This window comes from Bacteroides sp. K03, from assembly GCF_019734355.1.
GTDB classification, from domain to species: Bacteria; Bacteroidota; Bacteroidia; order Bacteroidales; family Bacteroidaceae; genus Bacteroides; species Bacteroides nordii.
Window position 1 is genome coordinate 259,611 of the sequence record NZ_JAASHC010000002.1, and the last position, 25,814, is coordinate 285,424.

Sequence of the window (25,814 nt, forward strand, 5' to 3'; positions counted from 1 at the left end):
GCGTTAATCTGCGTTTCTAAAGTTACATATTAATAACTTTATGAGACTTTTAAGTCATCTACTTCCTTGTCAAATAAGCTCATAACTACTACTCTGAATAGGCATATCAAGATTATGTAATACTTTTTCCAGAAGAATACCTTCACGATTATCGTACTCGTAACCAAATGTAGCACGGATACCCTGAAGGATAAATTGTGTAGCACGATCAAGAGCAATAGGCAGGCTGTCACCTTGTAATAAAGCTCCAGTAATAACACTGGTGAAAGTATCTCCCGTTCCCGGATAATGGGCCGGTAGATAAGGACAGGTTATTTTCCAAAAACGATTCCCGGAACGATTATAGGCATATACAGACGTCTTATGGATATCGTTCAGCACAGGGACGCTGGTAATAATCACTACCTCCGGTCCCTGATCTGAAAGTTGACGGAGATAAGATTTCAGCTCTTCATCTGTATTCTGTTCTTTATATGGTAAATCGAGCAAATAAAATAATTCAGTAAGATTAGGAGTGATGACATCAGCTTTAGTTATCAGCTGGCGCATCTCCTTTATCATAGAATCATGAAAGTTGGCATACAGTTTACCATTGTCACCCAAAACAGGATCTACTACCACAAGACTCTCCGGTTGACGAAAATCGTCAATGAAGTCCGACACAATTTGTATCTGAAGCGGAGAGCCGAGATATCCTGTATAAAAAGCATCAAACTGCATACCCAGTTTTTTCCATTCGGAGATAATCTTAGGCATCTCTTCCGTCAAATCAAGGAATGAGAAACTGGGATATTGTGTATGACTTGATAATACAGCCGTAGGCAACGGACATACCTGAAAACCCATAGACGAAAGAATGGGAATAACAATTGTAAGAGATACCCTTCCAACTCCCGAAAGGTCATGAACAGCAACTACTTTCTTTACTTTATTTGCATACATAGATACTAATTTTTCAATGTGCTAATATGCCAATGTGCCAATTGGCCGCGCTATCAACAGACGATAAATCATGCCGCATTGCACATTGGTACATTATTTAAGAATAACCAGCACATCTCTTGCCCCATGTGCTCCCATCACCAAAGCCTGCTCTATATCAGCTGTTTTGGAAGGGCCGGAGATAAATGTACCGAATTCATATTTTTCATTTTTTACTATTTCATAAGCCTCATGCATATTGCTGACAATCCGGTTACGATCAAGAATTATCACCAGTTTTTCTGCTATGAAGTAAAGGGCTTTATACTTTACTGTCTGGGGTATCCATACAGCAGCATTTTCAGCAACACCCAATTCTCCTGCTACTACAGCTATGTCCGTACCATCCAGATCTTGTGCACGATCTAATTCATCAGGATTGAATGTAGCACAAGTCACTTCATCTAAATCCGAAGCAATACGTGTAGCCTCAGGATAGGTTCGGCGGATGACAGCATTGACATCTTCTTCTTTTCCCAGAAGCATCGCCTCACCACCTACTGCACGAGTCATTTCACAAAATTCAGTTACCACATCAGGATAGACCGTTGTCTTTATTTGCCACTCCGGATAGTCAAAACGCTTTTGCGTATTCTTGCGAATATTGGCTAATATTTCTTCTCTGCTACTCATTTCGTATCCTCCTTTCCTTGTACTTTATTCTTCTTCCACATCTCATTGAATGACTCACCGGCAAATTTCGGAAGTTCACGCCCTTTCCCCCATGCATCGAGATTATTATACTTGATGAAACGTGGTAAATGATTGACCACCGGAGCTGCCCACAAAGCTGCATTAAACAACACAGGCCGATCCATCAATGCCTTCATTCCGCCAGACATGATCTTCTTTCCGGTATCCGCTTTTCCAATTTTATCGAGTATCTGACGCCATTTATAAATTTGCTCGGCAAGATCTACTTTTACCGGACAAACATCAGAACAAGACATACAGAGTGAACAGGCCGAAAGATTATCATAATACTTCTCCGGATTGTGTGCCATCCCCAGATTGATACCGATAGGACCGGGAATAAAATACGTATACGAATAACCACCACTACGACGGTATACCGGACAAGTATTCATACAAGCACCACAACGAATACAGTTCAATGTCTTGATATGATCGGGATGGGCAAGAATCTCACTACGTCCATTATCCACAATGATAATATGATATTCACCCCCTTCACGAGGTTTACGATAATGCGAAGTATAAGTAGTCACAGGCTGTCCGGTAGCCGAACGAGCCAATAACCGGGTAAATACTCCCAATGACTCCATATCAGGAACTATCTTTTCAAGACCGAATGCAGCAATATTCAGTGTAGGACAAGAGGTTCCCATATCAGCATTCCCCTCGTTAGTACATACCACAATATCTCCGGTAGAAGCTACGGCGAAGTTGGCTCCTGTCATGGCAGCCTCCGCATTCAGAAATATATTTCGCAGATTCTTACGCGCAGCATGTGTCAGATAAGTAGGGTCAAAATTGCCTTTCTCCGTCCCCATCTCCTTCTCAAAGAGCTCACCTACCTGTTCACGTTTAATATGAATGGCAGGCAACACGATATGACTCGGTGGCAAATGCATCAATTGCAGAATACGTTCACCAAGATCGGATTCCACAACATCAATACCTCTCTCTATAAGGAAAGGGTTGAGTTCGCACTCTTCGGCAAGCATGGATTTACTTTTCACAAAACGGTGTACCCCATGACTATTAAGAATCTCATAAACAATAGCACAGTATTCATCGGCATCTTTCGCCCAATGAACGATAGCACCATTGGCAGTCGCATTCTTCTCAAACTCTACCAGAAGCTCGTCAAGGTGGCTATTAGAATAAAGTTTCAGCTCACATGCCTTTTCCCGCAAATCTTCCCACTCGGGGACCTCTTTGCTCATCTTATCTCGTTTGGCACGAACCATCCAAAGGGTTTCATTGTGCCACGCTGCCATTACAGGATTCTCTAAGAATTTCTCGGCAGCCTTTGCATGTTTGGTACTCATAATTGCGACGCTAAGATTTCTACTACGTGAATAATTTTAACAGGCAGTTTATCACGTTCGATAACGCCTTGCATATGCATCAGACAAGAACTATCGGCTCCGGTAATATATTCCGCTCCGGTTTCCATATGGTGCCTTATCTTATCACGGCCCATACAGACAGATACGGCCTGCTCTTCGACAGCAAACATACCACCGAAACCACAGCATTCATCTACATGACTGGGCTCAAAGATTTCTATTCCTTCAACCAGCTGAAGGAGATCGCGCAGTTTATTAAAGTAAGGAATATTCAGCTCGCTCGGAGCAGATAACATGAGTTCGCGCACACCATGACAACTATTATGGATACTCACTTTATGCGGAAAACGGGCTTTCAGTTTTTCGGGCTTAATCACATCATGAATAAAAGCACAAAGATCATAAATTTTGCCAGCACTTTCACACTGATGCCCTTCCTTCGCCAGGATACCCGGATGATTCAATTTGACAAAAGCCACACAACTCCCGGAAGGACCTACAATGTAATCGTACTGTTTAAACAGATCATCAAAACGAAGCGCCAGTTTAGAGGCTTCGTCCTCAAACCCCGCATTTGCCATCGGTTGTCCACAGCATGTCTGATCTAACGGATAATCAACATCTACCCCCAAACTCTTCAGAAGTTTATACGATGCCACCCCCACATCAGGATAAATAGCATTAATGTAACAAGGAATAAATAAACCTACTTTCATAATTAGTCAGTTATTAGTTATGAGCTATGAATTACGAGCCGATAACTTGTAACTCATGGCTACTGAATATCTATCAGTTTGTGCGTTTGCAGGCTTAGTCTCCATTTGGGATGTCGCATCACGCAGTCCACCGTCAATGCGGTGTTACTACAAGAACAAGGTTGGAGGAAAAAATGTTCGGCGGGAAGTAACTCATAAACGTCAATATTTTGTCCTTCATAGACAACTTTCACTTCATCTATCTTGTTTAAGCTTAATTTTACACCCTGCTTGGGCGAACAAGTTATCCAGTCGATAGAATCCGGCAGCGGACGAGTACCATTCGTTTCAATACAAACGTACTTCCCTGCCTGATGTAAAAGATCAATAAAATTATCATCAATCCACAGAGAAGGTTCACCTCCGGTAAGTATCACCATAACTGCCGGATATCTTTTCACTTCAGCTATGATTTCTTCATCCGTCATCATCGTACCTTCTTCATGGCGGGTATCACAAAAGCTACACTTCAAATTGCATCCGGAGAAACGGACAAAAACAGCAGGGGTACCTGTATGATACCCCTCACCTTGCAGACTATAAAAAATTTCATTAATCTTTCTCATAGATAGCCGTGTTTGATTCAGATTCCTGTACTTCTACCTTAAAACAATGCGGAACTCGTTCACAAACCCAACGGGCTATATTCTCAGCGGTAGTATTAAAAGGAAGTACTTCATTCAGATTCTGGTGATCCAGCTTTTCTTTTACAGCCTTCTTGATATGGCTAAAATCCACTACCATCCCATCGGCATTGAGTTCCGCAGAGCGACAGTAGACTGTGATAACCCAATTGTGACCATGAAGATTCTCACATTTGCTGCTGTATGAAAGGTTCAGGCTGTGCGCAGCCGACACTTCCAGGCGTTTAATTACTGTATACATCGTCATATATATTTAAAAAGTCCTGCATCTAATGTCACCTCGATGCAGGGGCAAAGGTAATACAAAATCATATTTCCATTCTGCAAACATCGTTATTTTTTCTACATTTGCAGAATGAAAACTATCTGTATCATTTTAGGAACTGTATCACTGGCACTGGGCATTCTGGGTATTTTTCTACCACTGCTCCCCACAACCCCTTTCCTGTTGCTTACTGCGGCACTCTATTTCAAAGGGTCACCACGTTTGTATCAATGGTTACTGAATCAGAAACACCTCGGCCCTTATATTCGTAATTTTCGCGAAAACAAGGCAATACCGTTACGGGCAAAAATCATCTCATTACTACTAATGTGGGGCACTATGCTTTATTGCATCTTTTTCCTCATCCCATTGGTATGGGTTAAGATACTACTATTTCTGATTGCTTCAGGAGTTACCTATCATATACTTTCTTTCAAAACATTAAAGAAATGAGATAATCCGGTACGGGCATCAGCCAGTTTGTCTTCCCAATGTTTTACAGAGTTCTGTCCAATCACGTCCGATACATATTTCACTGAAATAAAAGGGATCTCTTTGGAAGTACAAACAAACGCCTGTGCATAGGCTTCCATATCAACCACATCTCCTTCAATATCGGTCAATTCGGTAAGAAAACTATCACCGGTATTACAGGTAGCCGATTCAGTCCAATGCCGACAGAAACCTTTCTGCTCAAGCAATGCAGAGGTATCCAACTCATAACTTAATCCCAATCCTGCAAGTTTATGCATATCCCGATCAATGAAATGGCGGCAAACAAATACATCTCCTACCTGATGATTGATTGTCCCTGCTGTACCCATATTTATCACAATATCCGGCTCTACCTGACGAATTGCTTCGGCCAGATGAAAAGCTGCTTTTACTTTACCAATACCGGTACGCACATAATACACTTCCACATCGGGCCATTTAATCTCCGCAAATTCGCCTTGTACGGCGTAGGTTACTAATATTTTCAACATACTATATTTATTTTCTTTATTTTGTCATATAACACTTCTTTTCATTAAGTTAGCAGATACATGAGAAAAGAACCTGTTTAACTAAAAATAGAACAGTACGAAATTTGAATTATCTATTTTACAGGCTCATAATTAATCTCAGCTTCTTCATCCGTCCGTTCTACCTTTATAATCACAGGTCGTAGCCCATCATTGCACGAACAAATAGCAACTCCTTCTTTAGTTACCCAGTCTCCATAATAAAAGATACCGGAACCATGTGCCAAAGCAAATACATATTGATAAATTGCTTTCCACGCCTCATCACAAAAACCTTCGGGCTTAGCATAATCCGCATAAAACACTTGTCCTTCCTTCATCATCGGACATTTTGTAAAATCCGGACCGGCATATTCTTTAGCCAGTTCTTCATTAAGAGTTGTTTTTAAAATCGTTATCTTACAGCGTTTCATATTTATTCCCATTTACTATTGTATTCTACATAGAGAAAAACAGTTCGTTATTTCCACAAAGATAGTGAAATTAATTTCTTATTTTAGAAATTATAATTTTAACAATCAGATAAAAGGCATTATAAATAAAAAACAGTTTATCACACATCGGATAACGGATATATCCGAATGCATCATTCTTTTGATTGAAATTTCTGAATAAATACTTCATTCTATTGCAATGTATTTTCTTTTCGCTATATTTGCAGTGATGCTTAAATAAAGTATCATTTTTATTCAGTTTAGTGTTCACCTAAAAGCTGCAATTTTTTAAATGAATACACCTGAGCTGAACAGGGATTCGTATGTTGTTTTACAACGATATGCGCACCCGTTCAGTATAAGTGTATTCGGGTTGTTTGCAGCACCCAAGGTGGACTATATTGGATTGGGTGCGTTTTTTTATGCCCCAATTAAAACTTTAAAAGAAGTATATATGGGGCACATTTTTTATTTATCTAAAGAAAAGTACTATACTGTTGGTACGACAGTTACACTGTTGTTCATTATATTCTCACCATTATTGCTTTCATGTGGATACACATTGAGCAACAAGACGACATAATTTCAAACTTACACATGAAAATCTCAGAGAGGGAACGTTCCAGATTAACTGACAAAGATGCAATTCGAGCAATGTGCTGGAAAGAATTATTCGACAGAATAGACAATTCTCAGAAACAAACAATACCATGAAAAAAAGGATTTATGATAATGAGTACCCATGTCCCTGCTCTGCAAAAAAAGATATGGAAACGTCTGAAGATGTTTATACATTTCTACAAAATCTCTATGAAAGATTAGACACTTTTGATTGGAACAAATTCGGCCTTGCAGATTTAGAATGCGCATATTGTTTACTACAGTTCGCCGTAAAACTGGCAGAATCTGACAGGCAAAAATATAATAAGAATAAAATATCCATTCTAACAAATACAAAAAATAATGTTACAGAAAAATTTCTGGAACTAATACTTGATCGCATTCGTCTATTTATAAAGGACACATAAAGAATTATCTCAATTTAATCTGATCCTAACCTATCTTTAGAGAAATCGCCGTTCACTCACGTTATTTCAAGTTGTGAGGAACGGCGATTGTTTTTTAGTACATTGTTATATCAGAATGCTTCACGCTTGTGCATGTCTCATATTACGTAGTTAGTTTCCATTTCCTCCCACTTACTTTTAATATTCTCTTCTCCATCAAAATAACCTAATTGAATATCCTTATCAAATATCTCTCCCGATGGAACAAGATATATCTTATTTGAGTCCGGATATTCACACACATCGTATCCCAAGAAAGTTCGTATATCCAAATAAACGCAAGGTTCTGTAGTGTGATTATACAGTTGATGCGCCCCTGTTTCACCCTTTTCAAAAAACACAAGATCTCCCTTGTTCACAACTTCCAGACCTTTAGGAGTTCTCAAAGTAGCAGCACCCGAAATTATCATAAATAACTCTTCTGCAAATCTATGATAATGATATGCCGAACAATATTGCCCGGGATTTAACCGGCGCAAATCAAAGTTTAAATTTTGAGGTTCTACTCCTTTACTCATCCTGGAGATATCAGTAAATAATCTGAAGTTATCTATTCTGTTTTCATTCTCTTTAAACTCTCTCTCGGTTGATTTCAGAATTGTTGCCATAAGTTATTTCTTTATTAAATTATTAATCTGTATGTGGGGATTAATTCAAATCTGAAAATAATAAACTATTACATTAATAACTATATTGTATCAGTACAACTTCCGTTAGAAATTATTTACTTTATAATATAGCTCTTCAACGCCTCCACATACTCTTCAAAAGCATCTACCCCTTGCGGCGTAATTTTACAGATAGTACACGGCATCTTCCCTTTAAAAGTCTTTGTCACTTCCACATAACCCGCTTTGTTCAGTTTATCAATCTGCACACTCAGATTCCCTGCCGTAGCTCCTGTCTGCTGACGGATATAGACAAAGTCCGCTTCCTCTACAGAAATAAGCAACGACATCACCGCCAGGCGAAGTTCGGAATGGAGTAACGGATTCAGTTCTTTAAACATTGTTTCTCTTTGCTTTATGATTGACAATATGTCCCGGAATGATCATCACCACTACAATAGCAAGGGCAAAAGCAAAAACCTGAGGTAAAGGACCTTCTACGATGGTGTTAATATTAAAAAGCATACCCAAAGAAATAGCGATACCAAAAGCGGCACAGTTATAGAATGACTTTTCCTGAATGACAGAGCCTGTTATGCCTGCACCAACGGATAACACAAGTAACAGCAGAGGTAATATAGCAATGTTGTTTCCATAATTCAAGGCCAACAGAGCAATAATGGCACAAGTTCCCCCCACTATTTGCCATACATTAGAAATCACTTTATCGACATAACTCATAGTTCTTTTCCCATCTCTCCGGGACATCCACCAGATATACAAACATCCTATTACCGGAATGACACTTCCAAGCCAGAACCAACTCTGACTTCCTGTGAAATAAAGTAATACAAAAATTGCAATAGAAACGGCAAGCGTTAAATATCCCCAGAACAAAAAGGAGTTACCACTTCCTACTACCAAACCTTTTTTACTATTTTGAATCATCTGTGCTATCAGCGCCAGGCTCTCTTGTTCATTCAATTTCTTATCTTCCATTTTTCTTAACTATTTATTTCAGCCGTTTGCTACTCAACAATGCATATAAAGAAACAAGCAACAAAGGTAAATGATACATTCCTAAATAAAAACCCGCAGGGGAAGCAAATTGCCCTATATTATAAACTCCGATAATGAGTCCTACCATTGCTGTCACCCTGTAAGTAGTCATATTAATTCGGGGACGACATAGCGTAAGCAATGTCAGAAACACAGGAGTCATTGGGCAAAAAGCCAGCGATGCATAGCCCGAAAAGAGATAGGCCGGATTAAAATCCGGTTTCACATTCAACAAATCCATAGGAAACCATAAGCAGAAAAAAGCTACAGGAATCAGCCATGATGTTCTCCAATTGAGATTGGAAAAATCATACTCATTCTCCCCCTTCCAGCAATCCCGAAACCAGACAAAAGCAACAAATGACATCATTACCAGATTAACCGTTACCACGCTGACTCCATATTTATTGGTAATGGCTATGCTCTGAATAACTGCATACAACAAATAACAGGCCCCCACATAAGCCGAGAAAAAACGCCCGATTCTATTTCTAAAAAACAGCAAGGCTACAATCAATGCAAGTGCCATCCACTGAAATATAAAGGAATAAGGATAAAAGCGGTTTATCAAAGCATGTCCCAGTGTAGTAAAAATAATCTGCCCCATCTCTTCAAAGCGAAAACCTTTAGTGGCTATCGGCATTAATATAAACTGCAAGACTATCAGTACCAGAAAGAATTTCCAGGAAGTGCAAAAACGCTCGAAACGTGTCGAAGTATCTTTCATAATCATTTCCCCTTCTTATTTCCTTATATTTGTACTGTAATTTATCATATGTCCGGGAATAATCATCATAAAGATGAAAGCAGGAGCAAAAGCAAGTATCTGATTTACACCTGTTACCCAAATGCATCCCAAAGAAGATAGCACCCCCAGCAGACCACCTATCAGTGCTATTTTAGAGTGTATCAGCATTCCGGTCAATATCACTCCCATTCCCATAAGCAAAAGAATAATAAACAAAATAGGAAGAGGATAGACAATAGAAACACAAGATACCAAAAAACCAGCACTCCCAAATACAATCCAGATATAGCTTACAACCCGATCTATATAAGTCTTTACAGCCGATTCATTCTTTCTGCTCACCCAAAGAGTGCCAGGAAATCCGATAGCCGGCAAAAGAAACCATAAATATTGCCACTCATACTTTCCGGTCGACGCAACCATATACCATACCAGTAATGAAATAATCACTGTTCCATACCCCCATATCAAAAAAGGAGTACCACCGTCCTTTTCAACTCTTGTCCGCGTGTTTTGAATCATTTGAGAAATAAGCTCTAAACTTTCTTTCTCATTCAGTTTTTTGTTTTCCATATATCTTATGTCCTTTAAATTATTCAACTACCTGTTGTACTCAAAACTATAATATAAGGCTACGATAACCATAGCACACCAAACTCCCAATATTTTCAAAATAATGTCTTCCATCGTATTTTCTGATTTAATAAACGAATTAAATACATTGCATCAAAGATTTAAATCCGATGCAAACATAAGTAGTTTATTTTATAAACCAAACTATTTAATAAATTAATTTATAGAAATATTAGTTCATCCAATTTCAGTAACAATAAAGAGGGCGATTAAGTATAGGTTTAAACTACACTCAATAACATACTTTATTAGCAACTGTATACCAGTTTATTACAAGTATAGCTCGTGTAGTAAGAAAGTAAAACACCCGGATGTTATACACTACAACATGGGGATGTTTTCAATAAGAACATCCCCATGTTTTGATAGCAGACTTCAGAAGTTAATGATAGCAGGATATAAAGAACGAACCACTAAAAAGTATGCACTTTGTCTCTACTTAACTCCGATAGTAAACATCCATCTAATAGCTATTTTCGCCCCAAACGACTAATTTCTGCAGAAAAGTTTTTGTAATCTCAGACTTAATTGTATTTTTGTGTACAATTTTGGTGTAGTAATGACAGAAGAAGCAAAAAAGCTATTAAGTACCTTTGAAGCGAGACTACGGCATTTAATCTATCTTCACGATGAATTAAAGCGTGAAAATGCTGAACTTAAGCAACTTCTCGAAGAGGAGAAGAAAGAAAATGAAAGGATACTGGCTGAATATAAAGAATTGGAAACAAGCTACACGAACCTAAAAACAGCTACGGCAATCAGCCTTAACGGCAGCGATGTAAAAGAGACAAAGCTGCGATTGTCTAAATTAGTGCGTGAAGTCGACAAATGCATCGCTCTGTTGAATGAATAAAAGAAGAGATGTATGAACGATAAAATAAAGATAAACCTGCAAATTGCAGACTCATATTATCCTATCACAATCAATCGTGACGAGGAAGAATTGATGAGAGAAGCAGCCAAACAGGTAAATATCAAGCTCAATGCTTATCGGGAGCATTACAAAAGCCTGGAACCTGAGAAATTAATAGCTATGGTAGCCTATCAGTTTTCACAGGAGAATATAAAACTAAGGCAACGTAACGATACCGGTCCGTATACAGAGAAGATAGAAGAATTGACGGAAATGCTCGAAGAGTATTTCAAGGGTGAGTGAAAACACGCCCTATCAACAAATTTATAGAAAACCCACGCACTGCAAGATACTCGGGAGAAAGAATTTCCTCGTATTTGCGGTGCGTTTTTATTTATACTTAAATTAAATTACAATGTTAGTAACAATAGTAGCATCCATTGCTTGCTTCATCGTAGGTGGCATATTGTCATACGTATTATTCCGATACGGACTAAAGGCCAAATACGATAACGTCTTGAAAGAGGCGGAAACCGAAGCGGAAGTGATAAAGAAAAACAAATTGCTGGAAGTTAAGGAGAAATTCCTCAACAAAAAGGCAGATCTGGAAAAAGAAGTAGCGCAACGTAACCAAAAAATTCAGCAGGCTGAAAATAAACTGAAACAGCGCGAAATGGTATTAAGTCAACGTCAGGAAGAGATTCAGCGTAAGAAAGCAGAAGCTGACGCCGTAAGAGAAAATCTGGAAGCTCAACTGGGAATTGTTGATAAGAAGAAAGAAGAACTGGACAAACTGCAACATCAGGAGATAGAAAAGCTGGAAGCACTTTCCGGTTTGTCTGCCGAAGAAGCAAAAGAACGCCTGGTAGAATCTTTGAAAGAAGAGGCCAAAACACAGGCACAGTCCTATATCAATGATATCATGGACGATGCCAAGCTGACAGCCAGTAAAGAAGCAAAACGCATTGTGATACAGTCTATTCAGAGGGTAGCTACGGAAACAGCTATTGAAAACTCTGTAACCGTATTCCACATTGAATCTGACGAAATCAAAGGACGTATTATCGGTCGCGAAGGACGTAATATCCGTGCACTGGAAGCTGCTACAGGTGTAGAAATCGTAGTAGATGATACTCCGGAAGCAATCGTTCTTTCTGCATTTGACCCTGTACGTCGTGAGATAGCCCGCCTTGCTTTGCACCAGTTGGTAACCGACGGACGTATCCATCCTGCACGTATTGAAGAGGTAGTATCCAAAGTACGCAAACAGGTTGAAGAAGAAATCATCGAAACCGGTAAACGTACCACTATTGACCTCGGTATCCACGGATTACATCCGGAATTGATCCGTATCATCGGTAAGATGAAATACCGCTCTTCTTATGGTCAGAACTTGCTGCAACACGCTCGCGAAACTGCGAATCTCTGTGCTGTAATGGCATCGGAACTGGGCTTGAACCCCAAAAAAGCAAAACGTGCCGGACTATTGCACGATATAGGTAAAGTGCCTGATGAAGAACCAGAATTGCCACACGCATTACTTGGTATGAAGTTAGCCGAGAAATTCAAAGAGAAACCGGATATCTGCAATGCTATCGGTGCTCACCATGACGAAACGGAAATGACAAGCTTGCTCGCTCCGATCGTACAGGTGTGTGATGCTATCTCCGGTGCACGTCCGGGAGCACGCCGCGAAATTGTAGAAGCGTACATCAAACGTCTCAACGACCTGGAGCAATTGGCTATGGCCTATCCGGGAGTTACAAAAACTTATGCCATCCAAGCGGGACGCGAACTTCGCGTTATCGTAGGTGCAGATAAGATTGACGATAAGCAAACAGAAAGCCTGTCGGGTGAAATTGCGAAGAAGATACAGGACGAAATGACTTATCCGGGACAGGTGAAGATTACCGTAATCCGTGAAACACGTGCGGTTAGCTTTGCTAAATAAAAAAACGAATAAAGAAGAATATCAAGATAAGGGCGAAGCAATTCGCCCTTTTTTAATAACGTTTTCCTGCTATGAGAAAGTATAAATTCGAAATATGTACCAACTCGGTAGAGAGTTGCCTGGCTGCACAGCAAGGTGGAGCAGACCGCGTAGAGTTGTGTGCCGGAATACCGGAAGGAGGAACAACGCCTTCGTATGGTGAAATTGTTGTTGCACGGGAACTATTGCATATCAAACTCCACGTAATAATCCGTCCTCGGGGAGGTGATTTTCTCTATTCACCCTTAGAAGTGAAAACGATGTTGAGGGATATAGAAATGGTAAAGAAAACAGGTGCAGATGGTATTGTATTGGGCTGTCTGACACCAGACGGAGAAGTTGACATGCCTTTAATGAAGGAGTTGGTAGCAGCTGCTGACGGGTTATCGGTTACCTTTCACCGGGCTTTCGATGTATGCCGTAATCCACAGAAAGCATTGGAAGAAATTATAGAATCAGGTTGTAACCGCATACTGACTTCCGGACAACAAGCAACCGCAGAAGCCGGGATTCCTTTATTAAAAGAGCTCCGGAGACAAGCTGCCGGACGGATTATCCTACTTGCCGGCTGTGGTGTAAACGAAAAAAACATAGCACGTATTGCCTCAGAAACAGGAATTGAAGAATTCCACTTCTCGGCACGGGAAACAGTGATCAGTGGCATGCAATACCAAAACCCTACCGTTTCAATGGGAGGAACAGTACAAATTGACGAATACACCAAACAGATAACTACCGCAGAAAGGGTGGAAAAGACGATAAAAGCAGTGAGTAGTGATAAGTGATAAGTGATTAGTACCATGGCAATACGATGGCGCAGTTTACTTATCACTACTCGCTTATCACTAATCACTAACTACTAATCACTTATCACTAATCACTCCCCCCCTATCTTACAAGTATGGTATAATCGTTATATAGATACCAGTTATGATAGCAGAGGTGATGACGCCGGAGATATTGGCTCCTAAAGCATCACCAAGAATAAAAGAGTTAGGATTGTCTTTACTTACTATCTTCTGTGCTACTTTTGCAGTTGTCGGCACACAACTTACAGCAGCAATACCAATCACCGGATTATAATTACCCTTTTTGATAAAGTACATAACATACCCTCCCAAGATGCCTCCTATGCCAGAGAAAAGCAGGGCGATAACACCTAAAACCAGCAATTTCAGAATCTTTGGATCAAGTAACAAATGGGCATCACAAAGTACCCCCAGTAACAATCCAAGCATAAAAGTAGAACCATACAGTAACGGGCCACTCACAAAGTCATAAATATGCTTCATCCCGGACTCACGCACAGCCACACCTATAAATAAAGAGAAAAACAAAGGAGATGCTACCGGAAATAAGAAACACAACACTGCGCACAGAATAGCAGAGAAAGCCAGTTTTACTTTTGCATCGTAATTTTTAGGGGCCTTCTTTGTAGTCATCTTAATAGCACGCAGACGTTTGGGAACCATTAGTTTTACTAAATAAGGATACCCACCATACGTCAACCCCAAATAGAGATAAGCTACTACTGTGATAGGAACAAACAGATGCTTTGCCAGTGCCAGTGAAGTAAAGAGCACCATTGGTCCGTCTGCTCCGCCAACCATAGCTACCGAAGCACTCTCTTTAAGCGTCAGTCCCAAAGCAGAAGCAATAGGAACGGTTAGGAAAGTACCCAGCTCAGCACACAATGCCAGAAATATACTTGCAAATGGTTTCTGGAGCAGAAAACCTACATCAAGCAACGTACCGATACCCATAAACACAAAACAGGCTATCAATCCATTACTGAAAGTCAATGTATAAACCGGTTGCAAAAAGTCAATCTGCATGGTATTCATCAACTCATCTGTATCTGAGAGCATCGGATCGAGAAATAAGTTTCCCAATGTACCGTCCGGCATTATCAGCGTACCACAGTTGATAGCTACCATTCCCAATCCCATCGGTATCATTACCATCGGTTCCAGCACACCTTTCCAGCCCAGATAAATAAGCAGAAAACCTAAAGCGACAAGAAACACACGGGCACTTGCGAGTAGCCAGCCACTCTCCATCATTGTTCCCACTCCTTGGAACAAGCTCATAAAGTCTATATTTTCCATGATATGATAAGTTTATTATTTGGTATTGGCAGATGATTTCTTACTGTTATCTTTATGCTGTTGGAGCATTTCTTCTCGTTTTTCAAGATAAACGATGTGGGTATCTTCAGGGTAATAATACTCCAACAGATTATCATCGGATGCACCCGGACTTACCCCATGATAATATCCGTGGTAACGAATGATATCCCGATTAATACCACGACTGTAATCTTCCCGTTTATCGCCCGAACCATCCTGTTCAGCTATGGCATTGTGCCACAACAAACGCTCCACATTCTGACGTACTTTCTTTAAACGCCGCAATCGTTGGAGTTCTACCTGATGAGAGCTATAGAAATCGAGTGAATCGGCTGCACTTGCAATAAGTTTTATCACTGCAGCTACCAAAAAGCCTATGACGAACGTAAGTCCCATCATGGCAAAAGTGGCTAATAATAATTTTAACATAGTAATATATTTTAAGTTATTAGTTCGTTTCAAAGTAAAGAAGAGGCGCCCAATGGTAAACCATTATTTAGACACACATGAAATTCTTTTAATTCCATTGGGCTTTCCTCATTCATCCACATAAAGGCAATCGGCTGATGCACTGCCTGAATCACTTCGGTTACATCTTGTCCTTATATGATGCTTATCCCGTTATCACAACGGAACTACAATATCTTTTATCCCCGGATACCAATTAATATTCGGGAGGTATATCATTCAATTCTGCTTTCGTGAATACCGGGCCGTCCTTACAAACATAAAGTTTCCCGACATTACAACGTCCGCACTTACCTACACCACACTTCATTCTGTTTTCCAAGGTGGTATAAATATTCTCGTCTTTAAAACCTAACTTCTCCAATACCGGAAAAGTGAATTTAATCATCACCGGAGGACCACAGACAATAGCCACCGTATTCTCACTATCGGGAGCTGCTGCTTCCAGAACCGAAGGAACGAAACCAATCTTACCTTTCCAGTCGGATGTTTCGCCTCCCGGATCAACCGTAGTAATCAGATTGACATCCGGACGACTCTCCCACTCCTTCAGTTCTTCTTTATATACCAGATCGTTGACAGACTTTGCACCATAAACAATCGTAATATCTTTAAAATTCTCCCGTGTATCCAAAGCATTCCAGATGACACAACGCATAGGAGGAAGTGCAATACCACCGGCTACGAACAACAGATTCTTACCCTTCCATTCATCTATGGGGAATGTATTTCCGAAAGGTCCCCGAAAGCCCACCGTTACTCCTTCTTCAAGTTTAGATAACCCGGTAGTCACCCTTCCCGCCTGGCGGAAAGTACATTCTATATATCCCTCACGCGTAGGAGAAGAGGCAATACAAAAGGTAGACTCTCCTTCACCAAAAGCAGAATACTCACCAAACTGTCCGGCTTTGAAGTGAAAGTTTCGCCCTTCCTCTTCATTCTTAAATCTCAACCGGAAAGTTTTGACTCCCGGAGCTTCCCGGGTTATCTTTTCCACCACCATCAAGTGTGGAAGATATATGTTTGACTGCTCATTCATGATTGGCAATAGAAATTAAATGTTCAAGTATATTCATATCTACAGGACAGGCACGGGAACAACGTCCACACCCTGTACAACCTGTTTCGTGTATCCTCTCGGGCATATAAGAAAACTTGTGTAATATCCGCTGACGCCAACGGGTACTTTGCGTAGGACGCGGATTATGCCCGGAGGTATGTTGTGTAAAGAGAGAAAAGCCACATGAATCCCAACAACGGATACGTCTGCCGGATGATCCTTTGGCATCTTCCTGAATATCAAAACAGGCACAAGTAGGACATACAAAAGCGCAGGCTCCGCATCCTAAACAACGTTCCGACTGTTGTTTCCAAACCGGACTATCAAAGGCATCAGTAAGTTTCTCACGAATTACTTCGGGAGTGAAATGTGTTGTAACGGTAGCTAAATATTTATCTTTATCGATATCACCGGCAGGTTCAAATTCTACAATATAGAGTTTTGCCAGTGCCTTTCCTTTCATTGTCAATATCTCCACAAAAGCACTTCCATCAGGCAGGAGTGTTACCTGTATATCACTTCCGTTGGTATTTCCCGGTCCTCCGTTCACCGAAGTACAAAAACAGGACTCATCACAACGGGAGCAACTAAAGCTGATCAGCGTAGTTTTAGCACGCCGTGCATTATAAAGTTTATCTTTATAATCCCAATTAAATATCCCGGAAAGCGGGGCAAAGCCGGCAGCATCACAAGGACGGATTTTCCATAACACCGTTTCAGGGAGAGCATCGGGATTAGAATCTTTCAGCGTAGTATCTTTGCCTTCTTTATGATAAGAGAACAACACTTCGGCTGTCGGAAAAACAACCCGTTTTACCGATTGAGTAGTCTGTACATAGTCTGTTGCCACCTCATCCGGTGAAGTAATTTGCCGGAAGTCTATTTTATCTCCGTGCTGTACGGGAGCGAGTACACGCATTCCTTTTTTCAACATCTGGTTCAGCCACTGTTCAAGGCTATTCTTACTTATATGTAGATTTTCCATGACTGCAATTTAATGTATAAAGTTCTCCTTATCCCCCACATTGAATGTAGAGAGTACATTCCCATTCTGAGCAGTTTGTCCGGGAGTAAGTCCGAACTCACTTCCGATATCCTCCATCATCTTATGAGTCAGAAGATGTATCGGAATACCTACCGGACAGGCTTCACCACAAGCACCACAACCAGTACAACGTCCGGCAAGGTGCATAGCACGATTTATCTGCCATTCAAAATTCCCTATCGGAGCAGCCCAGGGTTGAATCCATTGAGGACAATTCACCTCAACAATACAACGTGTACAATAACACAAAGGACAGGCTGCCCGGCAGGCATAGCATTTGAAACATTGAGAAAGTTCCTGCATCCAGAAAGCCCAACGTTCCTCACGGGTCATCCCCTCCAGTTTGAGAATCATTTCCTGTTCCTTCTGTTCCATTGCATATTGAAACTGAACCAGGTATTCGCTCATTGCATCAAAACCTGAAAATTCGATCACTTCCCCCTTCTGATTCACCGTAAGAAAAACAAAATTATCTTCTTTCAACTGGTGTTCTACTGAGAGTTGAACAATACTGCGCAATACCGGAATAGTGGCTACTACTGCTACTTTTCCGGTTCCCAACAGTTCCGGTTTAGTCAGATATACAGCCAGGTTATTTATGCAACGACTATCATAGATGAGGCGTTGTGCATCTTCGGCACTTTCACAAAAAAAAGGACGGGGTTTCTTATTTCCCTCTTCATAACCTATCACTTTGGTTACAATACCTTCGGACAGCAATGCTGCCGCTTTTTCAGTTAACGCACTCATTGATAGTCTCCTCTCCCAAATAGTTTGTAACTTTCTGATACTCTTCATAAGGTCCCAGTTCACGTATTTCTGCTACTGTACTATTCACCAGGTCCGCCCACTTGGCTCCTTCGGCAGCCGACACCCAGGAATAACGGATACGACGTACATCAATGCCCAGAAAATCCAACAATCCACGGAATACAATCCAGCGACGACGGGCATGGAAGTTACCGGAAGTATAGTGGCAATCATTAGGATGACAACCGGAGACGATAATTCCATCGGCACCTCCTGCAAAGGCTTTCAGCAGCAGCATAAAGTCAATGCGTCCCGTACATGGGAAACGTACTATTTCCACATTTGTGGCATATTTCAAACGGCTTGTTCCCGCGAGGTCTGCTCCGGCGTACGTACACCAGTTGCAGACAAAGGCAACAATCCGGGGTTCAAATTCAGTTTTATTTTCGTTCATAGCCTGTTCTTTTTTAGTTTTGCAGCAATGCCATCACTTCGGCATAAACCTGTTCATTGGAATACCCTTGTATATCTATTGATTTGGAGCGGCAGAAAGCAACACATGTTCCGCATCCCTGACAAAGACCGGGATTGACCCGCGCCACTGTCTTAATCACATTGCCTCCACGGTCTTTTATCTCTTCACGCTCAATGGCTTGATAAGGACAGGCAGTCTGGCACATGAAACATCCTACACAAGTGCTGAACATCGGCGGTGCCGTACGATTGACCACTGCAATCAACGGTTCACGAACCAGATTGGCTTGTGAGAACAATCCGGCAACCTTAGCGGCGGCTCCTGATGCCATTCCTACTGTTTCGGGAATGTCTTTCGGTGCCTGACAAGCTCCGGCAAGAAAAATACCTGCCGTATTTGTTTCCACCGGTTTTAATTTGGGATGTGCTTCGGCAAAGAACTTGTAAGGATCATAAGAGACATGCAGCTTCTGCGCCAACTCCTCAGCACCTTTATTGGCAACTCCGGCTGTGGCAAGTACTACCATATCGGCTTCTATCTCCACAGGCGAAGCTCCCAGCAAAGTGTCTACTCCTTTTACAATCAATTTACCATTTTTCTCATAAATGCGCGAAACACGTCCACGTACATAGTTCACCCCATCTTCTTCGATGGCGCGGCGTACAAACTCTTCATAGTTTTTACCTCCGGCACGAATATCCATGTAGAACACATAAGACTCGCCCTCATGCACTTTGTGCTGATAAAGCATGGCATGTTTAGCCGTGTACATACAGCAGATTTTAGAACAATAAGGGATTCCTTTGGCCGGGTCACGCGAACCGGCACAGGCCACAAATACTATTTTCTTAGGAATCTGTCCGTCAGAAGGGCGACGTATTTCCCCCAATGTAGGACCGGATGCCGAAGCCAGACGCTCAAACTGAATACCTGAAATCACATCCTTATATTTTCCATAACCATATTCCGGAAAGAAGTCCGTATTTAATACATTGAATCCGGTGGTCACTACCACTGCTCCCACTTCTTCGGTGATGATACGGTCTTCCTGATCAAAACGGATAGCACCGGTAGGACATAGCTTCTCACAAACCCCACACTTCCCGGTGCGATAGTGTGTACAATGCGCTCTGTCAATAACCGGTTTATTGGGTACTGCCTGAGGGAAAGGGACATAAATAGCAGTACGCATACCCAAACCTGCATTAAATTCACTTGGAATCTTCCTGGTGGGACATTTAGTAGTACAAAGCCCGCAGCCGGTACATAGTTTTTCGTCGATACTCTTTGCTTTCAACCGGATACTCGCTTTGAAGTTTCCAATGAATCCTTCTAAAGAGTCCAGTTCGGCGTATGTATAAAGAATGATATTGGGATGTTGCGCAACTTCCACCATCCGGGGGGTAAGGATACATTGAGAGCAATCCAGTGTCGGAAAGGTTTCGGAGAGTTGCGACATATGCCCACCAATAGAAGGTTCTTTTTCCACCAGAATCACCTGATGTCCGCAGTTGGCTATATCCAGACTGGCCTGTATACCGGCAATACCACCCCCAATAACCAATGCTTTCTTTGTGATAGGCACCTGAATAGGGGTCAGCGGATGATTGCGCTTTACTTTCTCCACCAGGCTCTTTACTATATCGATGGCTTTATGAGTGGTATTCTCCCCTTTCTCGTGTACCCATGAACAGTGTTCACGTATATTAGCTATTTCACAGAGGTAAGGATTCAACCCTGCTTCTGTACAAGCTCTGCGAAATGTAGGTTCGTGCATACGCGGTGAACAAGCTCCTACCACAACACCGTCCAGCCCATATTCCTTAATCGCTTGTTTGATCAGTGTCTGTCCCGGATCGGAACACATATATTTATAATCAATAGCATAAGCTACTCCATCCATCTTTGCAGCTGCTTCGGCCACCTTTTCACAATCTACCGTAGCACTGATATTCTCGCCACAATGGCATATAAAAACTCCTATTTTTGACATACTTCTGCTTCCTTTAGATTGACGGTGATAAAATGGCGGTTCAAACCCAACTCAGCGGCAGTAAGGCCGATAGCCAGCCCGATAGCCTGAGTGATATACAGAACAGGAATATCAACCGGCTTTTTAAGATAACTATTAATGGCAGGACGCCGCATATCCAAATTGGAATGACACATCGGGCAAGCTACAATCACAGCTTCTGCCCCTCTGTCGTCCGCATCTTTCAGTATATTACCAGAAAGACGTCCGACAAGATCTGTACGAGAAACCGACAAACCAGCTCCACAACATTCGGTCTTAAAAGCCCAGTCCAGAGGGATAGCACCAATCAGAGACATTAATTTGTCCATACTCTGAGGATCTTCCAGACGATCAAAATTCAAAATCTTATGAGGACGTACCAACAAGCAACCATAATAACAGGCTACATTGTGGGCAAACGGATGTACAACTTTATCAGGAAGTGTACCCAACATATATTTCTCTATCATCTGAATGACATTGAGTATCTTTACAGTACCCAGATAAGTCATACCGATAATTTCCAAAACTCTCTCTTTCAGTGTTTCATCACTTGCCAGTTCATGCTGGACTACACTCAAGCGGTTATAACAGGAAGCACATGGAACAACTATTTCATCCAGCCCCTGCAATTCAGCCAATGCCAGCACCCGGGCAGGCAAAGAAAGAGCAAGCTCCTTATCCATAGAGTGAGCCGCTGTTGCACCACAACAGTTCCAATCTTTTATCTCTACCAACTCAAGTCCGAAAGCCTTTGCCAGTGCTTTGACCGATTCATTATATTCCCGTGAAGTGCCTGTAAGCGAACATCCCGGATAAAAACCTGTTCTCATAGTCTGCATATTATCTGGACTTTTCAATGGTTCGTGCAAATATCTTTTTGATTCTTCCGGTATCTTTTATTGAATCAGGAAGCATATGTAACTTTCCTTTCATCAACATAGAAGGAACTACATTCAGGTCTTGTGTCAAACGGAAAGTACGGACCTTGAATCCAACCACTAATCCTACTTCGTACAACCTCCCCGTATACTTCACCGAATCAAGAAAAGCGGAATAAAAAGCAACCACTGGTTTTGCTTCTTTATTAATAGCTCTCGTTTTACGGGCCTCTTCGCGCAGATAGTCCATAACTTTGGGGATGTCAACTTCTTTAGGACATCTGGCAATACAATTTTCACAGTTTAAGCAAATCCAAATGGCATTGGAACTCAAAACGCGACGATCGTTCGCCTCGTTCTTTGTTTGCAACAGTCGTATGATGTAGCTGGGGGCATAGTCCATATCCTGAGCCAGTACACACCCGGCAGTACACTTACCGCATTGATAGCAATAAGATACTTTCACACCATTTTTCTGCTCCAAACCATTGGAAATACATTTTTTGTTTTCCATGTGGGCATGAATAAAAATAGGTAATAAAAAAATAGATTATCGAAATCGCAGAGAAACTGAGAAAGTATAGAAATTACTTACTCTGCAAATGGATAGAATAGTGAATTGACTAAATAAGAATATGAGCTAGCGTATAGATATAGTATCCACACGAATACTTCATGCAACTGGTACTGCAAGGTAAATTCCTGTACTTGTTCTCGGGTAACTGAACACTGAGTGCACTAAGAATCTGTATAACAGAAGTTGGCTTATTAAATTTCAAAAGTTTAAACGGTGCCACATTCCTTGAACCGGAGAGGCTGGAAAGAATCCCGTCACAAACCTTATAATCAGATGATTCATCATGAAATACAGAATGCGTATCTCTGACACAATCATTATCTGTTCTGGAAGATAGAATGCAAGCAGACTTTACAGATTGAGAGGTATCACCTACCCGGACTTCAATTTCATTCTGAAGTCCGGATAATTCTTGTCCGGGAGCGATGGTCAGTCCCAATACAAAAAATATACCTATCAATATGTAAAATGCATACTTTATCATAATCGCTGCAAACGTAATAATTATTTTTAATGAAAAACACACTCTACACAAATAATTAACTATTATTGCAACTTGTCTTTCCTATAAACCATGCACCACCTTCATCAATTGTTCTCCCAATCCAATAGTATATCCCTGAGACACAAAGACTACCCTGTCAAATGTATCGGCGATGATAAATATCGGCAATGTTTCGGAATTCGACAATTTCATAGATTCCGCAATTTGCTTTTGAATACTTCCGTTCACATCCACCCCATAAAGGATAGTAGAAGGTAATCCTGGGAATTCTGCCGGATGAAACTTTTTATACTGTTCTTCATCGGGGAAAAGAAATACCATTTTACGTCCCCACTTCTCGAAATCGCTACCCAATGCAGCAATATCTTTCAGAGCATGATTGGTGGGCTCCTGCCCTGCGCCCAGTATACCCACAACAAAGTAACCACGTCCACAGGCTTGCAAGATACTTTGCATATCACTACCCTCTACCGGACGATACATAGACTCAGAATTAAAATTACCGATAACCTGCACCTGAGTTTCACTTTGCCGCATTGTCAAAGCAGTCGTTGTCACCTGGTCTTTCTCTACATTGAAGAAAGAGAGATTAGCAAGTACAGAGCCATTGGCAAGGCGGGTCCCGGTGGTAAGCATATAATAACCGGCATCCAGTCGTGTACCGTTCTTCAACAGATTTTCCCAGGAAGTAGTACCTTCATCATAGTTCAACAGATGAAAAGTACCCTCTTTAAAACGTGACAGTGTAAAATGAGAGTAATACTTGGGATTATCGAGTGAGCGGATAGGCCGATAAGTGGCTTTTACAACACCCGAAGGTGCCAGGGTCTGTTCGGCCACCTCAAAATCCACATCGAAGGTTTCTCCATTCTTCAATCTGTTATTAGCAAAATCTTTATACTGTATTTTCCCCGTCACCTCGTCTATCCAGGCAGGAATGCCTAAAGCACGTGCCAAGGCTACAAAGAAAATATCCCTGGATTTTTCATCAGCTACCGATGCTTTCCATACACCTGCAGGCGACATAGGAATACGTTGTGAATTCAACTCATTATTAATAGCAATATTCTTTTTGCACCAAGCTACCAATGCTTGTGGATTTTTTCGATAGTGTTCCACTTCATCAGCCGAAACAGCTTTCTGGAAAAACTCCTTATAAGGAGTCAGCATTTCATTTGCTATCCGCGGATTGAGAATAGAATAATAATAATCTCCGCAATACCCGGCAACGGAATGGCGGAAATGATCTTCCAGAACTTCCGGTGTTACATCGCGCAAATCCTTATCCGATACCAACCTGAGCAAACTAAGTGCAAGCTCTGCCTTCTTCTCTTTGGCAGCAACCGAAAGAAAATCGGTCAGCGTTTGATGATTACCCCTCGAAGCAACCAACAGACGAGATACAGACTCAGCATTCATAGCATACTCACGGGCAAATGCCACTCCTTGCTCTTCTGTGGTAAAGGTAGCCACATATGCATTACGAATAGAATCCTCCTGTGCCATACGACGATTGTTTTCTGCCCGCTGTTCCGGAGTTACTTCAGGCAAATCCGTACCTTCGGCAGGAGGAACAATATCCAGTGTCAGTGAATACGTCTCACCCGGTTTCTTATCAAGGACAAGCGTCAGTTCACTCTCTTTTCCAAAAGATAGTTTACTGAATCCGAAATTATCTCCTTTTGAAGCCCACACCAGCATATCTCCTTTACCCGCTGTCAACGAAACCCGGCCGGTGTCATCTGTATACTTGGTAGCTACTGAGTAGAACTCGGCATAATTGTATACCTTAAACTCCACCTTAGCCTCCGACACAGGATTACCCCCGGCATCTACCACCGTAACAACTGCTTTTGCCGTAGGGGCATAGTTCTCAATAACATTAATTTCAGTATAGTTGGGTGTTTCATACATGATTTCTTCTGCTCCTTTATAACGTCCAAATACTTTTGTATGCATCAGCATCCCCCGGCTGGCAGGTGCGTTAAACCATCCCAGATTCAAGACAGGCTCCGGTTCGCAAGCTCCGAAAAAATACCATTTACCATCTGCCCAAGCCTCTACCCAGGCATGATTATCATCTGTGTGTGCCCAACGCGGAGTATATACCTGCCGGGCAGGAATCCCCACCGCCCGAAGTGCAGCTACGGTAAAGGTAGATTCTTCACCACAACGTCCGTAAGCCGTCTTGACAGAAGCTAACGGTGAACTGGTACGGGCATCACTTGGACGATAAACTACCTTCTCATGGCACCAGTGATTTACTTCAAGAATAGCATCCTGCATCGAAAGTTTTTTAATGCGTTCTTTCAGCTCACCATAAAACACACTACGGGAATTATCCAGGTTCTCATTATTCACCCGGACAGGAAGTACAAAATGACGAAAAACATCTTCTGGGATCTTCTTTCCCCAGGGCATTTCTTGCCGGGCCTGTTCAGACAAACGGATATTTTCCAGATAATAGTCTCCCGAATAGTCAGTGATATCTCCTATAGGCATATAAGCATACAAAAACATCAACGCTTCCCGTTCCGCAGTAGTCAACGTAGAATCATTAAAGATAGCAAACAAGTTACCCAAAGGAAGTTGCAATTGTTTTATTCCGAAATCAGCTTTCACCTGATTACGATATGCTTCCTCCTTCAAGAAATGAGTTTCACCACAGGATAATAAGAAAACAGCCAACAACAGGCACGAGAAAAAGTGAATCGATGTTTTCATTTTATTTCTATATTATATAATAAGGTACAATCAAAATCTGCTCAGCTGGAATAGTATCATAGAGCACAAAGTTATGTAATATATTTGT

30 protein-coding genes are annotated in these 25,814 nt (G+C 41.4%); 6 read left to right on the forward strand and 24 right to left on the reverse strand.

The genetic code is table 11. From position 1 onward, the window contains the following. Positions 1-69: 69 nt before the first annotated feature. From HCG69_RS02165 to HCG69_RS02190, 6 genes are all read right to left on the reverse strand, one after another. On the reverse strand, positions 70-942 hold the full coding sequence (locus tag HCG69_RS02165; protein ID WP_221648674.1) for a pyridoxamine kinase: 873 nt from the start codon (positions 940-942) through the stop codon (positions 70-72). 93 nt (positions 943-1,035) lie between these two features. Then, positions 1,036-1,614, reverse strand: coding sequence for an LUD domain-containing protein (locus HCG69_RS02170; protein WP_007484505.1), 579 nt, complete (start codon positions 1,612-1,614; stop codon positions 1,036-1,038). Continuing rightward, positions 1,611-2,996 (reverse strand): lactate utilization protein B, encoded by a 1,386-nt coding sequence (locus HCG69_RS02175; protein ID WP_221648675.1) that lies wholly within the window; start codon positions 2,994-2,996, stop codon positions 1,611-1,613. Before HCG69_RS02175 ends, HCG69_RS02170 begins: the two co-directional genes overlap by 4 nt. Beyond that, positions 2,993-3,733, reverse strand: a complete 741-nt coding sequence (locus tag HCG69_RS02180; RefSeq protein WP_221648676.1) for a (Fe-S)-binding protein — start codon at positions 3,731-3,733, stop codon at positions 2,993-2,995. Before HCG69_RS02180 ends, HCG69_RS02175 begins: the two co-directional genes overlap by 4 nt. 59 nt (positions 3,734-3,792) lie before the next feature. Further along, positions 3,793-4,338, reverse strand: coding sequence for a radical SAM protein (locus HCG69_RS02185; protein WP_221648677.1), 546 nt, complete (start codon positions 4,336-4,338; stop codon positions 3,793-3,795). Next, positions 4,325-4,657, reverse strand: a complete 333-nt coding sequence (locus HCG69_RS02190; protein ID WP_221648678.1) for a 6-carboxytetrahydropterin synthase — start codon at positions 4,655-4,657, stop codon at positions 4,325-4,327. The genes HCG69_RS02185 and HCG69_RS02190 overlap by 14 nt, the downstream gene beginning before the upstream one ends. 114 nt (positions 4,658-4,771) lie before the next feature. On the opposite strand from HCG69_RS02190, the gene HCG69_RS02195 reads away from it, so the two are divergent. Further along, positions 4,772-5,134, forward strand: coding sequence for a YbaN family protein (locus HCG69_RS02195; RefSeq protein WP_221648679.1), 363 nt, complete (start codon positions 4,772-4,774; stop codon positions 5,132-5,134). Here the strand turns inward: HCG69_RS02195 and HCG69_RS02200 are convergent. Both HCG69_RS02200 and HCG69_RS02205 read right to left on the reverse strand, forming a co-directional pair. Then, on the reverse strand, positions 5,101-5,667 hold the full coding sequence (locus tag HCG69_RS02200) for a nucleosidase (protein WP_221648680.1): 567 nt from the start codon (positions 5,665-5,667) through the stop codon (positions 5,101-5,103). The two genes, HCG69_RS02195 and HCG69_RS02200, sit on opposite strands and share 34 nt — an antisense overlap. A 113-nt stretch (positions 5,668-5,780) precedes the next feature. After that, positions 5,781-6,119 carry a TIGR04076 family protein gene (locus tag HCG69_RS02205; protein ID WP_221648681.1) on the reverse strand — a complete coding sequence of 113 codons (339 nt, stop codon included), beginning with the start codon at positions 6,117-6,119 and terminating at the stop codon, positions 5,781-5,783. A gap of 731 nt (positions 6,120-6,850) precedes the next feature. Here HCG69_RS02205 and HCG69_RS02210 point away from each other — a divergent pair. Beyond that, positions 6,851-7,168 carry a hypothetical protein gene (locus HCG69_RS02210; protein ID WP_221648682.1) on the forward strand — a complete coding sequence of 106 codons (318 nt, stop codon included), beginning with the start codon at positions 6,851-6,853 and terminating at the stop codon, positions 7,166-7,168. A 137-nt stretch (positions 7,169-7,305) separates the two neighbouring features. Here HCG69_RS02210 and HCG69_RS02215 read toward each other — a convergent pair whose 3' ends face one another. The 5 genes from HCG69_RS02215 to HCG69_RS02235 form a co-directional block, all read right to left on the reverse strand. Continuing rightward, the gene (locus HCG69_RS02215; RefSeq protein ID WP_221648683.1) at positions 7,306-7,815 is read right to left on the reverse strand and encodes a cupin domain-containing protein; all 510 of its coding nucleotides are present in this window, start codon (positions 7,813-7,815) and stop codon (positions 7,306-7,308) included. 116 nt (positions 7,816-7,931) lie between these two features. Beyond that, a complete protein-coding gene (locus HCG69_RS02220; protein ID WP_002559717.1) occupies positions 7,932-8,216 on the reverse strand; it encodes a transcriptional regulator in 285 nt (94 codons plus the stop codon). Beyond that, complete coding sequence (locus tag HCG69_RS02225) at positions 8,209-8,814, reverse strand: hypothetical protein (RefSeq protein WP_002559716.1); 606 nt, start codon at positions 8,812-8,814, stop codon at positions 8,209-8,211. Before HCG69_RS02225 ends, HCG69_RS02220 begins: the two co-directional genes overlap by 8 nt. A gap of 13 nt (positions 8,815-8,827) precedes the next feature. After that, positions 8,828-9,607 carry a hypothetical protein gene (locus HCG69_RS02230; protein ID WP_221648684.1) on the reverse strand — a complete coding sequence of 260 codons (780 nt, stop codon included), beginning with the start codon at positions 9,605-9,607 and terminating at the stop codon, positions 8,828-8,830. A 9-nt stretch (positions 9,608-9,616) separates the two neighbouring features. Beyond that, a complete protein-coding gene (locus tag HCG69_RS02235) occupies positions 9,617-10,195 on the reverse strand; it encodes a hypothetical protein (RefSeq protein WP_221648685.1) in 579 nt (192 codons plus the stop codon). Between the two features lie 619 nt (positions 10,196-10,814). On the opposite strand from HCG69_RS02235, the gene HCG69_RS02240 reads away from it, so the two are divergent. From HCG69_RS02240 to HCG69_RS02255, 4 genes are all read left to right on the forward strand, one after another. Next, a complete protein-coding gene (locus HCG69_RS02240) occupies positions 10,815-11,108 on the forward strand; it encodes a hypothetical protein (protein ID WP_221648686.1) in 294 nt (97 codons plus the stop codon). Between the two features lie 12 nt (positions 11,109-11,120). Beyond that, positions 11,121-11,411 (forward strand): cell division protein ZapA, encoded by a 291-nt coding sequence (locus HCG69_RS02245; RefSeq protein WP_221648687.1) that lies wholly within the window; start codon positions 11,121-11,123, stop codon positions 11,409-11,411. 112 nt (positions 11,412-11,523) lie between these two features. After that, positions 11,524-13,059 (forward strand): ribonuclease Y, encoded by a 1,536-nt coding sequence (gene rny, locus HCG69_RS02250; protein WP_002559711.1) that lies wholly within the window; start codon positions 11,524-11,526, stop codon positions 13,057-13,059. A gap of 71 nt (positions 13,060-13,130) precedes the next feature. Continuing rightward, positions 13,131-13,883, forward strand: coding sequence for a copper homeostasis protein CutC (locus tag HCG69_RS02255; protein ID WP_221648688.1), 753 nt, complete (start codon positions 13,131-13,133; stop codon positions 13,881-13,883). Between the two features lie 108 nt (positions 13,884-13,991). Here the strand turns inward: HCG69_RS02255 and HCG69_RS02260 are convergent, their stop codons facing one another. The 11 genes from HCG69_RS02260 to HCG69_RS02310 form a co-directional block, all read right to left on the reverse strand. Next, the gene (locus tag HCG69_RS02260; protein ID WP_221648689.1) at positions 13,992-15,206 is read right to left on the reverse strand and encodes a sodium ion-translocating decarboxylase subunit beta; all 1,215 of its coding nucleotides are present in this window, start codon (positions 15,204-15,206) and stop codon (positions 13,992-13,994) included. 15 nt (positions 15,207-15,221) lie between these two features. Further along, on the reverse strand, positions 15,222-15,656 hold the full coding sequence (locus HCG69_RS02265; RefSeq protein WP_221648690.1) for a LapA family protein: 435 nt from the start codon (positions 15,654-15,656) through the stop codon (positions 15,222-15,224). 235 nt (positions 15,657-15,891) lie between these two features. Next, positions 15,892-16,734, reverse strand: a complete 843-nt coding sequence (locus HCG69_RS02270) for an FAD/NAD(P)-binding protein (RefSeq protein ID WP_221648691.1) — start codon at positions 16,732-16,734, stop codon at positions 15,892-15,894. Continuing rightward, positions 16,727-17,740 (reverse strand): 4Fe-4S dicluster domain-containing protein, encoded by a 1,014-nt coding sequence (locus tag HCG69_RS02275; RefSeq protein WP_221648692.1) that lies wholly within the window; start codon positions 17,738-17,740, stop codon positions 16,727-16,729. Before HCG69_RS02275 ends, HCG69_RS02270 begins: the two co-directional genes overlap by 8 nt. A 9-nt stretch (positions 17,741-17,749) precedes the next feature. Next, entirely contained in the window at positions 17,750-18,550 is an 801-nt protein-coding gene (locus HCG69_RS02280; protein WP_221648693.1) for a 4Fe-4S binding protein, read from the reverse strand. Beyond that, positions 18,534-19,004: a hydrogenase iron-sulfur subunit gene (locus tag HCG69_RS02285; RefSeq protein ID WP_221648694.1), complete on the reverse strand. Its 471-nt coding sequence runs from the start codon at positions 19,002-19,004 to the stop codon at positions 18,534-18,536. Before HCG69_RS02285 ends, HCG69_RS02280 begins: the two co-directional genes overlap by 17 nt. Before the next feature lie 13 nt (positions 19,005-19,017). Further along, positions 19,018-21,018 carry a CoB--CoM heterodisulfide reductase iron-sulfur subunit A family protein gene (locus tag HCG69_RS02290; RefSeq protein WP_221648695.1) on the reverse strand — a complete coding sequence of 667 codons (2,001 nt, stop codon included), beginning with the start codon at positions 21,016-21,018 and terminating at the stop codon, positions 19,018-19,020. Beyond that, positions 21,006-21,872 carry a CoB--CoM heterodisulfide reductase iron-sulfur subunit B family protein gene (locus HCG69_RS02295; protein ID WP_221648696.1) on the reverse strand — a complete coding sequence of 289 codons (867 nt, stop codon included), beginning with the start codon at positions 21,870-21,872 and terminating at the stop codon, positions 21,006-21,008. Before HCG69_RS02295 ends, HCG69_RS02290 begins: the two co-directional genes overlap by 13 nt. 10 nt (positions 21,873-21,882) lie before the next feature. Continuing rightward, on the reverse strand, positions 21,883-22,434 hold the full coding sequence (locus tag HCG69_RS02300) for a 4Fe-4S dicluster domain-containing protein (RefSeq protein ID WP_221648697.1): 552 nt from the start codon (positions 22,432-22,434) through the stop codon (positions 21,883-21,885). Between the two features lie 109 nt (positions 22,435-22,543). Further along, a complete protein-coding gene (locus HCG69_RS02305; protein ID WP_221648698.1) occupies positions 22,544-22,981 on the reverse strand; it encodes a hypothetical protein in 438 nt (145 codons plus the stop codon). 81 nt (positions 22,982-23,062) lie between these two features. Further along, a complete protein-coding gene (locus tag HCG69_RS02310) occupies positions 23,063-25,726 on the reverse strand; it encodes a transglutaminase family protein (protein WP_221648699.1) in 2,664 nt (887 codons plus the stop codon). Between the last annotated feature and the right edge of the window lie 88 nt (positions 25,727-25,814).

What these genes read in the sequence shown, in the direction of transcription:
- HCG69_RS02310 (WP_221648699.1), bottom strand. Translation starts at nt 25,726, where the DNA reads ATGAAAACATCGATTCACTTTTTCTCGTGCCTGTTGTTGGCTGTTTTC.
- HCG69_RS02210 (WP_221648682.1), top strand. Translation starts at nt 6,851, where the DNA reads ATGAAAAAAAGGATTTATGATAATGAGTACCCATGTCCCTGCTCTGCA.
- HCG69_RS02245 (WP_221648687.1), top strand. Translation starts at nt 11,121, where the DNA reads ATGAACGATAAAATAAAGATAAACCTGCAAATTGCAGACTCATATTAT.
- HCG69_RS02185 (WP_221648677.1), bottom strand. Translation starts at nt 4,338, where the DNA reads ATGAGAAAGATTAATGAAATTTTTTATAGTCTGCAAGGTGAGGGGTAT.
- HCG69_RS02215 (WP_221648683.1), bottom strand. Translation starts at nt 7,815, where the DNA reads ATGGCAACAATTCTGAAATCAACCGAGAGAGAGTTTAAAGAGAATGAA.
- HCG69_RS02280 (WP_221648693.1), bottom strand. Translation starts at nt 18,550, where the DNA reads ATGAGTGCGTTAACTGAAAAAGCGGCAGCATTGCTGTCCGAAGGTATT.
- HCG69_RS02190 (WP_221648678.1), bottom strand. Translation starts at nt 4,657, where the DNA reads ATGTATACAGTAATTAAACGCCTGGAAGTGTCGGCTGCGCACAGCCTG.
- HCG69_RS02265 (WP_221648690.1), bottom strand. Translation starts at nt 15,656, where the DNA reads ATGTTAAAATTATTATTAGCCACTTTTGCCATGATGGGACTTACGTTC.
- HCG69_RS02230 (WP_221648684.1), bottom strand. Translation starts at nt 9,607, where the DNA reads ATGATTATGAAAGATACTTCGACACGTTTCGAGCGTTTTTGCACTTCC.
- HCG69_RS02165 (WP_221648674.1), bottom strand. Translation starts at nt 942, where the DNA reads ATGTATGCAAATAAAGTAAAGAAAGTAGTTGCTGTTCATGACCTTTCG.
- HCG69_RS02175 (WP_221648675.1), bottom strand. Translation starts at nt 2,996, where the DNA reads ATGAGTACCAAACATGCAAAGGCTGCCGAGAAATTCTTAGAGAATCCT.
- HCG69_RS02225 (WP_002559716.1), bottom strand. Translation starts at nt 8,814, where the DNA reads ATGGAAGATAAGAAATTGAATGAACAAGAGAGCCTGGCGCTGATAGCA.
- HCG69_RS02285 (WP_221648694.1), bottom strand. Translation starts at nt 19,004, where the DNA reads ATGAACGAAAATAAAACTGAATTTGAACCCCGGATTGTTGCCTTTGTC.
- HCG69_RS02200 (WP_221648680.1), bottom strand. Translation starts at nt 5,667, where the DNA reads ATGTTGAAAATATTAGTAACCTACGCCGTACAAGGCGAATTTGCGGAG.
- HCG69_RS02235 (WP_221648685.1), bottom strand. Translation starts at nt 10,195, where the DNA reads ATGGAAAACAAAAAACTGAATGAGAAAGAAAGTTTAGAGCTTATTTCT.
- HCG69_RS02240 (WP_221648686.1), top strand. Translation starts at nt 10,815, where the DNA reads ATGACAGAAGAAGCAAAAAAGCTATTAAGTACCTTTGAAGCGAGACTA.
- rny (WP_002559711.1), top strand. Translation starts at nt 11,524, where the DNA reads ATGTTAGTAACAATAGTAGCATCCATTGCTTGCTTCATCGTAGGTGGC.
- HCG69_RS02170 (WP_007484505.1), bottom strand. Translation starts at nt 1,614, where the DNA reads ATGAGTAGCAGAGAAGAAATATTAGCCAATATTCGCAAGAATACGCAA.
- HCG69_RS02300 (WP_221648697.1), bottom strand. Translation starts at nt 22,434, where the DNA reads ATGGAAAACAAAAAATGTATTTCCAATGGTTTGGAGCAGAAAAATGGT.
- HCG69_RS02295 (WP_221648696.1), bottom strand. Translation starts at nt 21,872, where the DNA reads ATGAGAACAGGTTTTTATCCGGGATGTTCGCTTACAGGCACTTCACGG.
- HCG69_RS02205 (WP_221648681.1), bottom strand. Translation starts at nt 6,119, where the DNA reads ATGAAACGCTGTAAGATAACGATTTTAAAAACAACTCTTAATGAAGAA.
- HCG69_RS02255 (WP_221648688.1), top strand. Translation starts at nt 13,131, where the DNA reads ATGAGAAAGTATAAATTCGAAATATGTACCAACTCGGTAGAGAGTTGC.
- HCG69_RS02290 (WP_221648695.1), bottom strand. Translation starts at nt 21,018, where the DNA reads ATGTCAAAAATAGGAGTTTTTATATGCCATTGTGGCGAGAATATCAGT.
- HCG69_RS02180 (WP_221648676.1), bottom strand. Translation starts at nt 3,733, where the DNA reads ATGAAAGTAGGTTTATTTATTCCTTGTTACATTAATGCTATTTATCCT.
- HCG69_RS02195 (WP_221648679.1), top strand. Translation starts at nt 4,772, where the DNA reads ATGAAAACTATCTGTATCATTTTAGGAACTGTATCACTGGCACTGGGC.
- HCG69_RS02260 (WP_221648689.1), bottom strand. Translation starts at nt 15,206, where the DNA reads ATGGAAAATATAGACTTTATGAGCTTGTTCCAAGGAGTGGGAACAATG.
- HCG69_RS02305 (WP_221648698.1), bottom strand. Translation starts at nt 22,981, where the DNA reads ATGATAAAGTATGCATTTTACATATTGATAGGTATATTTTTTGTATTG.
- HCG69_RS02270 (WP_221648691.1), bottom strand. Translation starts at nt 16,734, where the DNA reads ATGAATGAGCAGTCAAACATATATCTTCCACACTTGATGGTGGTGGAA.
- HCG69_RS02275 (WP_221648692.1), bottom strand. Translation starts at nt 17,740, where the DNA reads ATGGAAAATCTACATATAAGTAAGAATAGCCTTGAACAGTGGCTGAAC.
- HCG69_RS02220 (WP_002559717.1), bottom strand. Translation starts at nt 8,216, where the DNA reads ATGTTTAAAGAACTGAATCCGTTACTCCATTCCGAACTTCGCCTGGCG.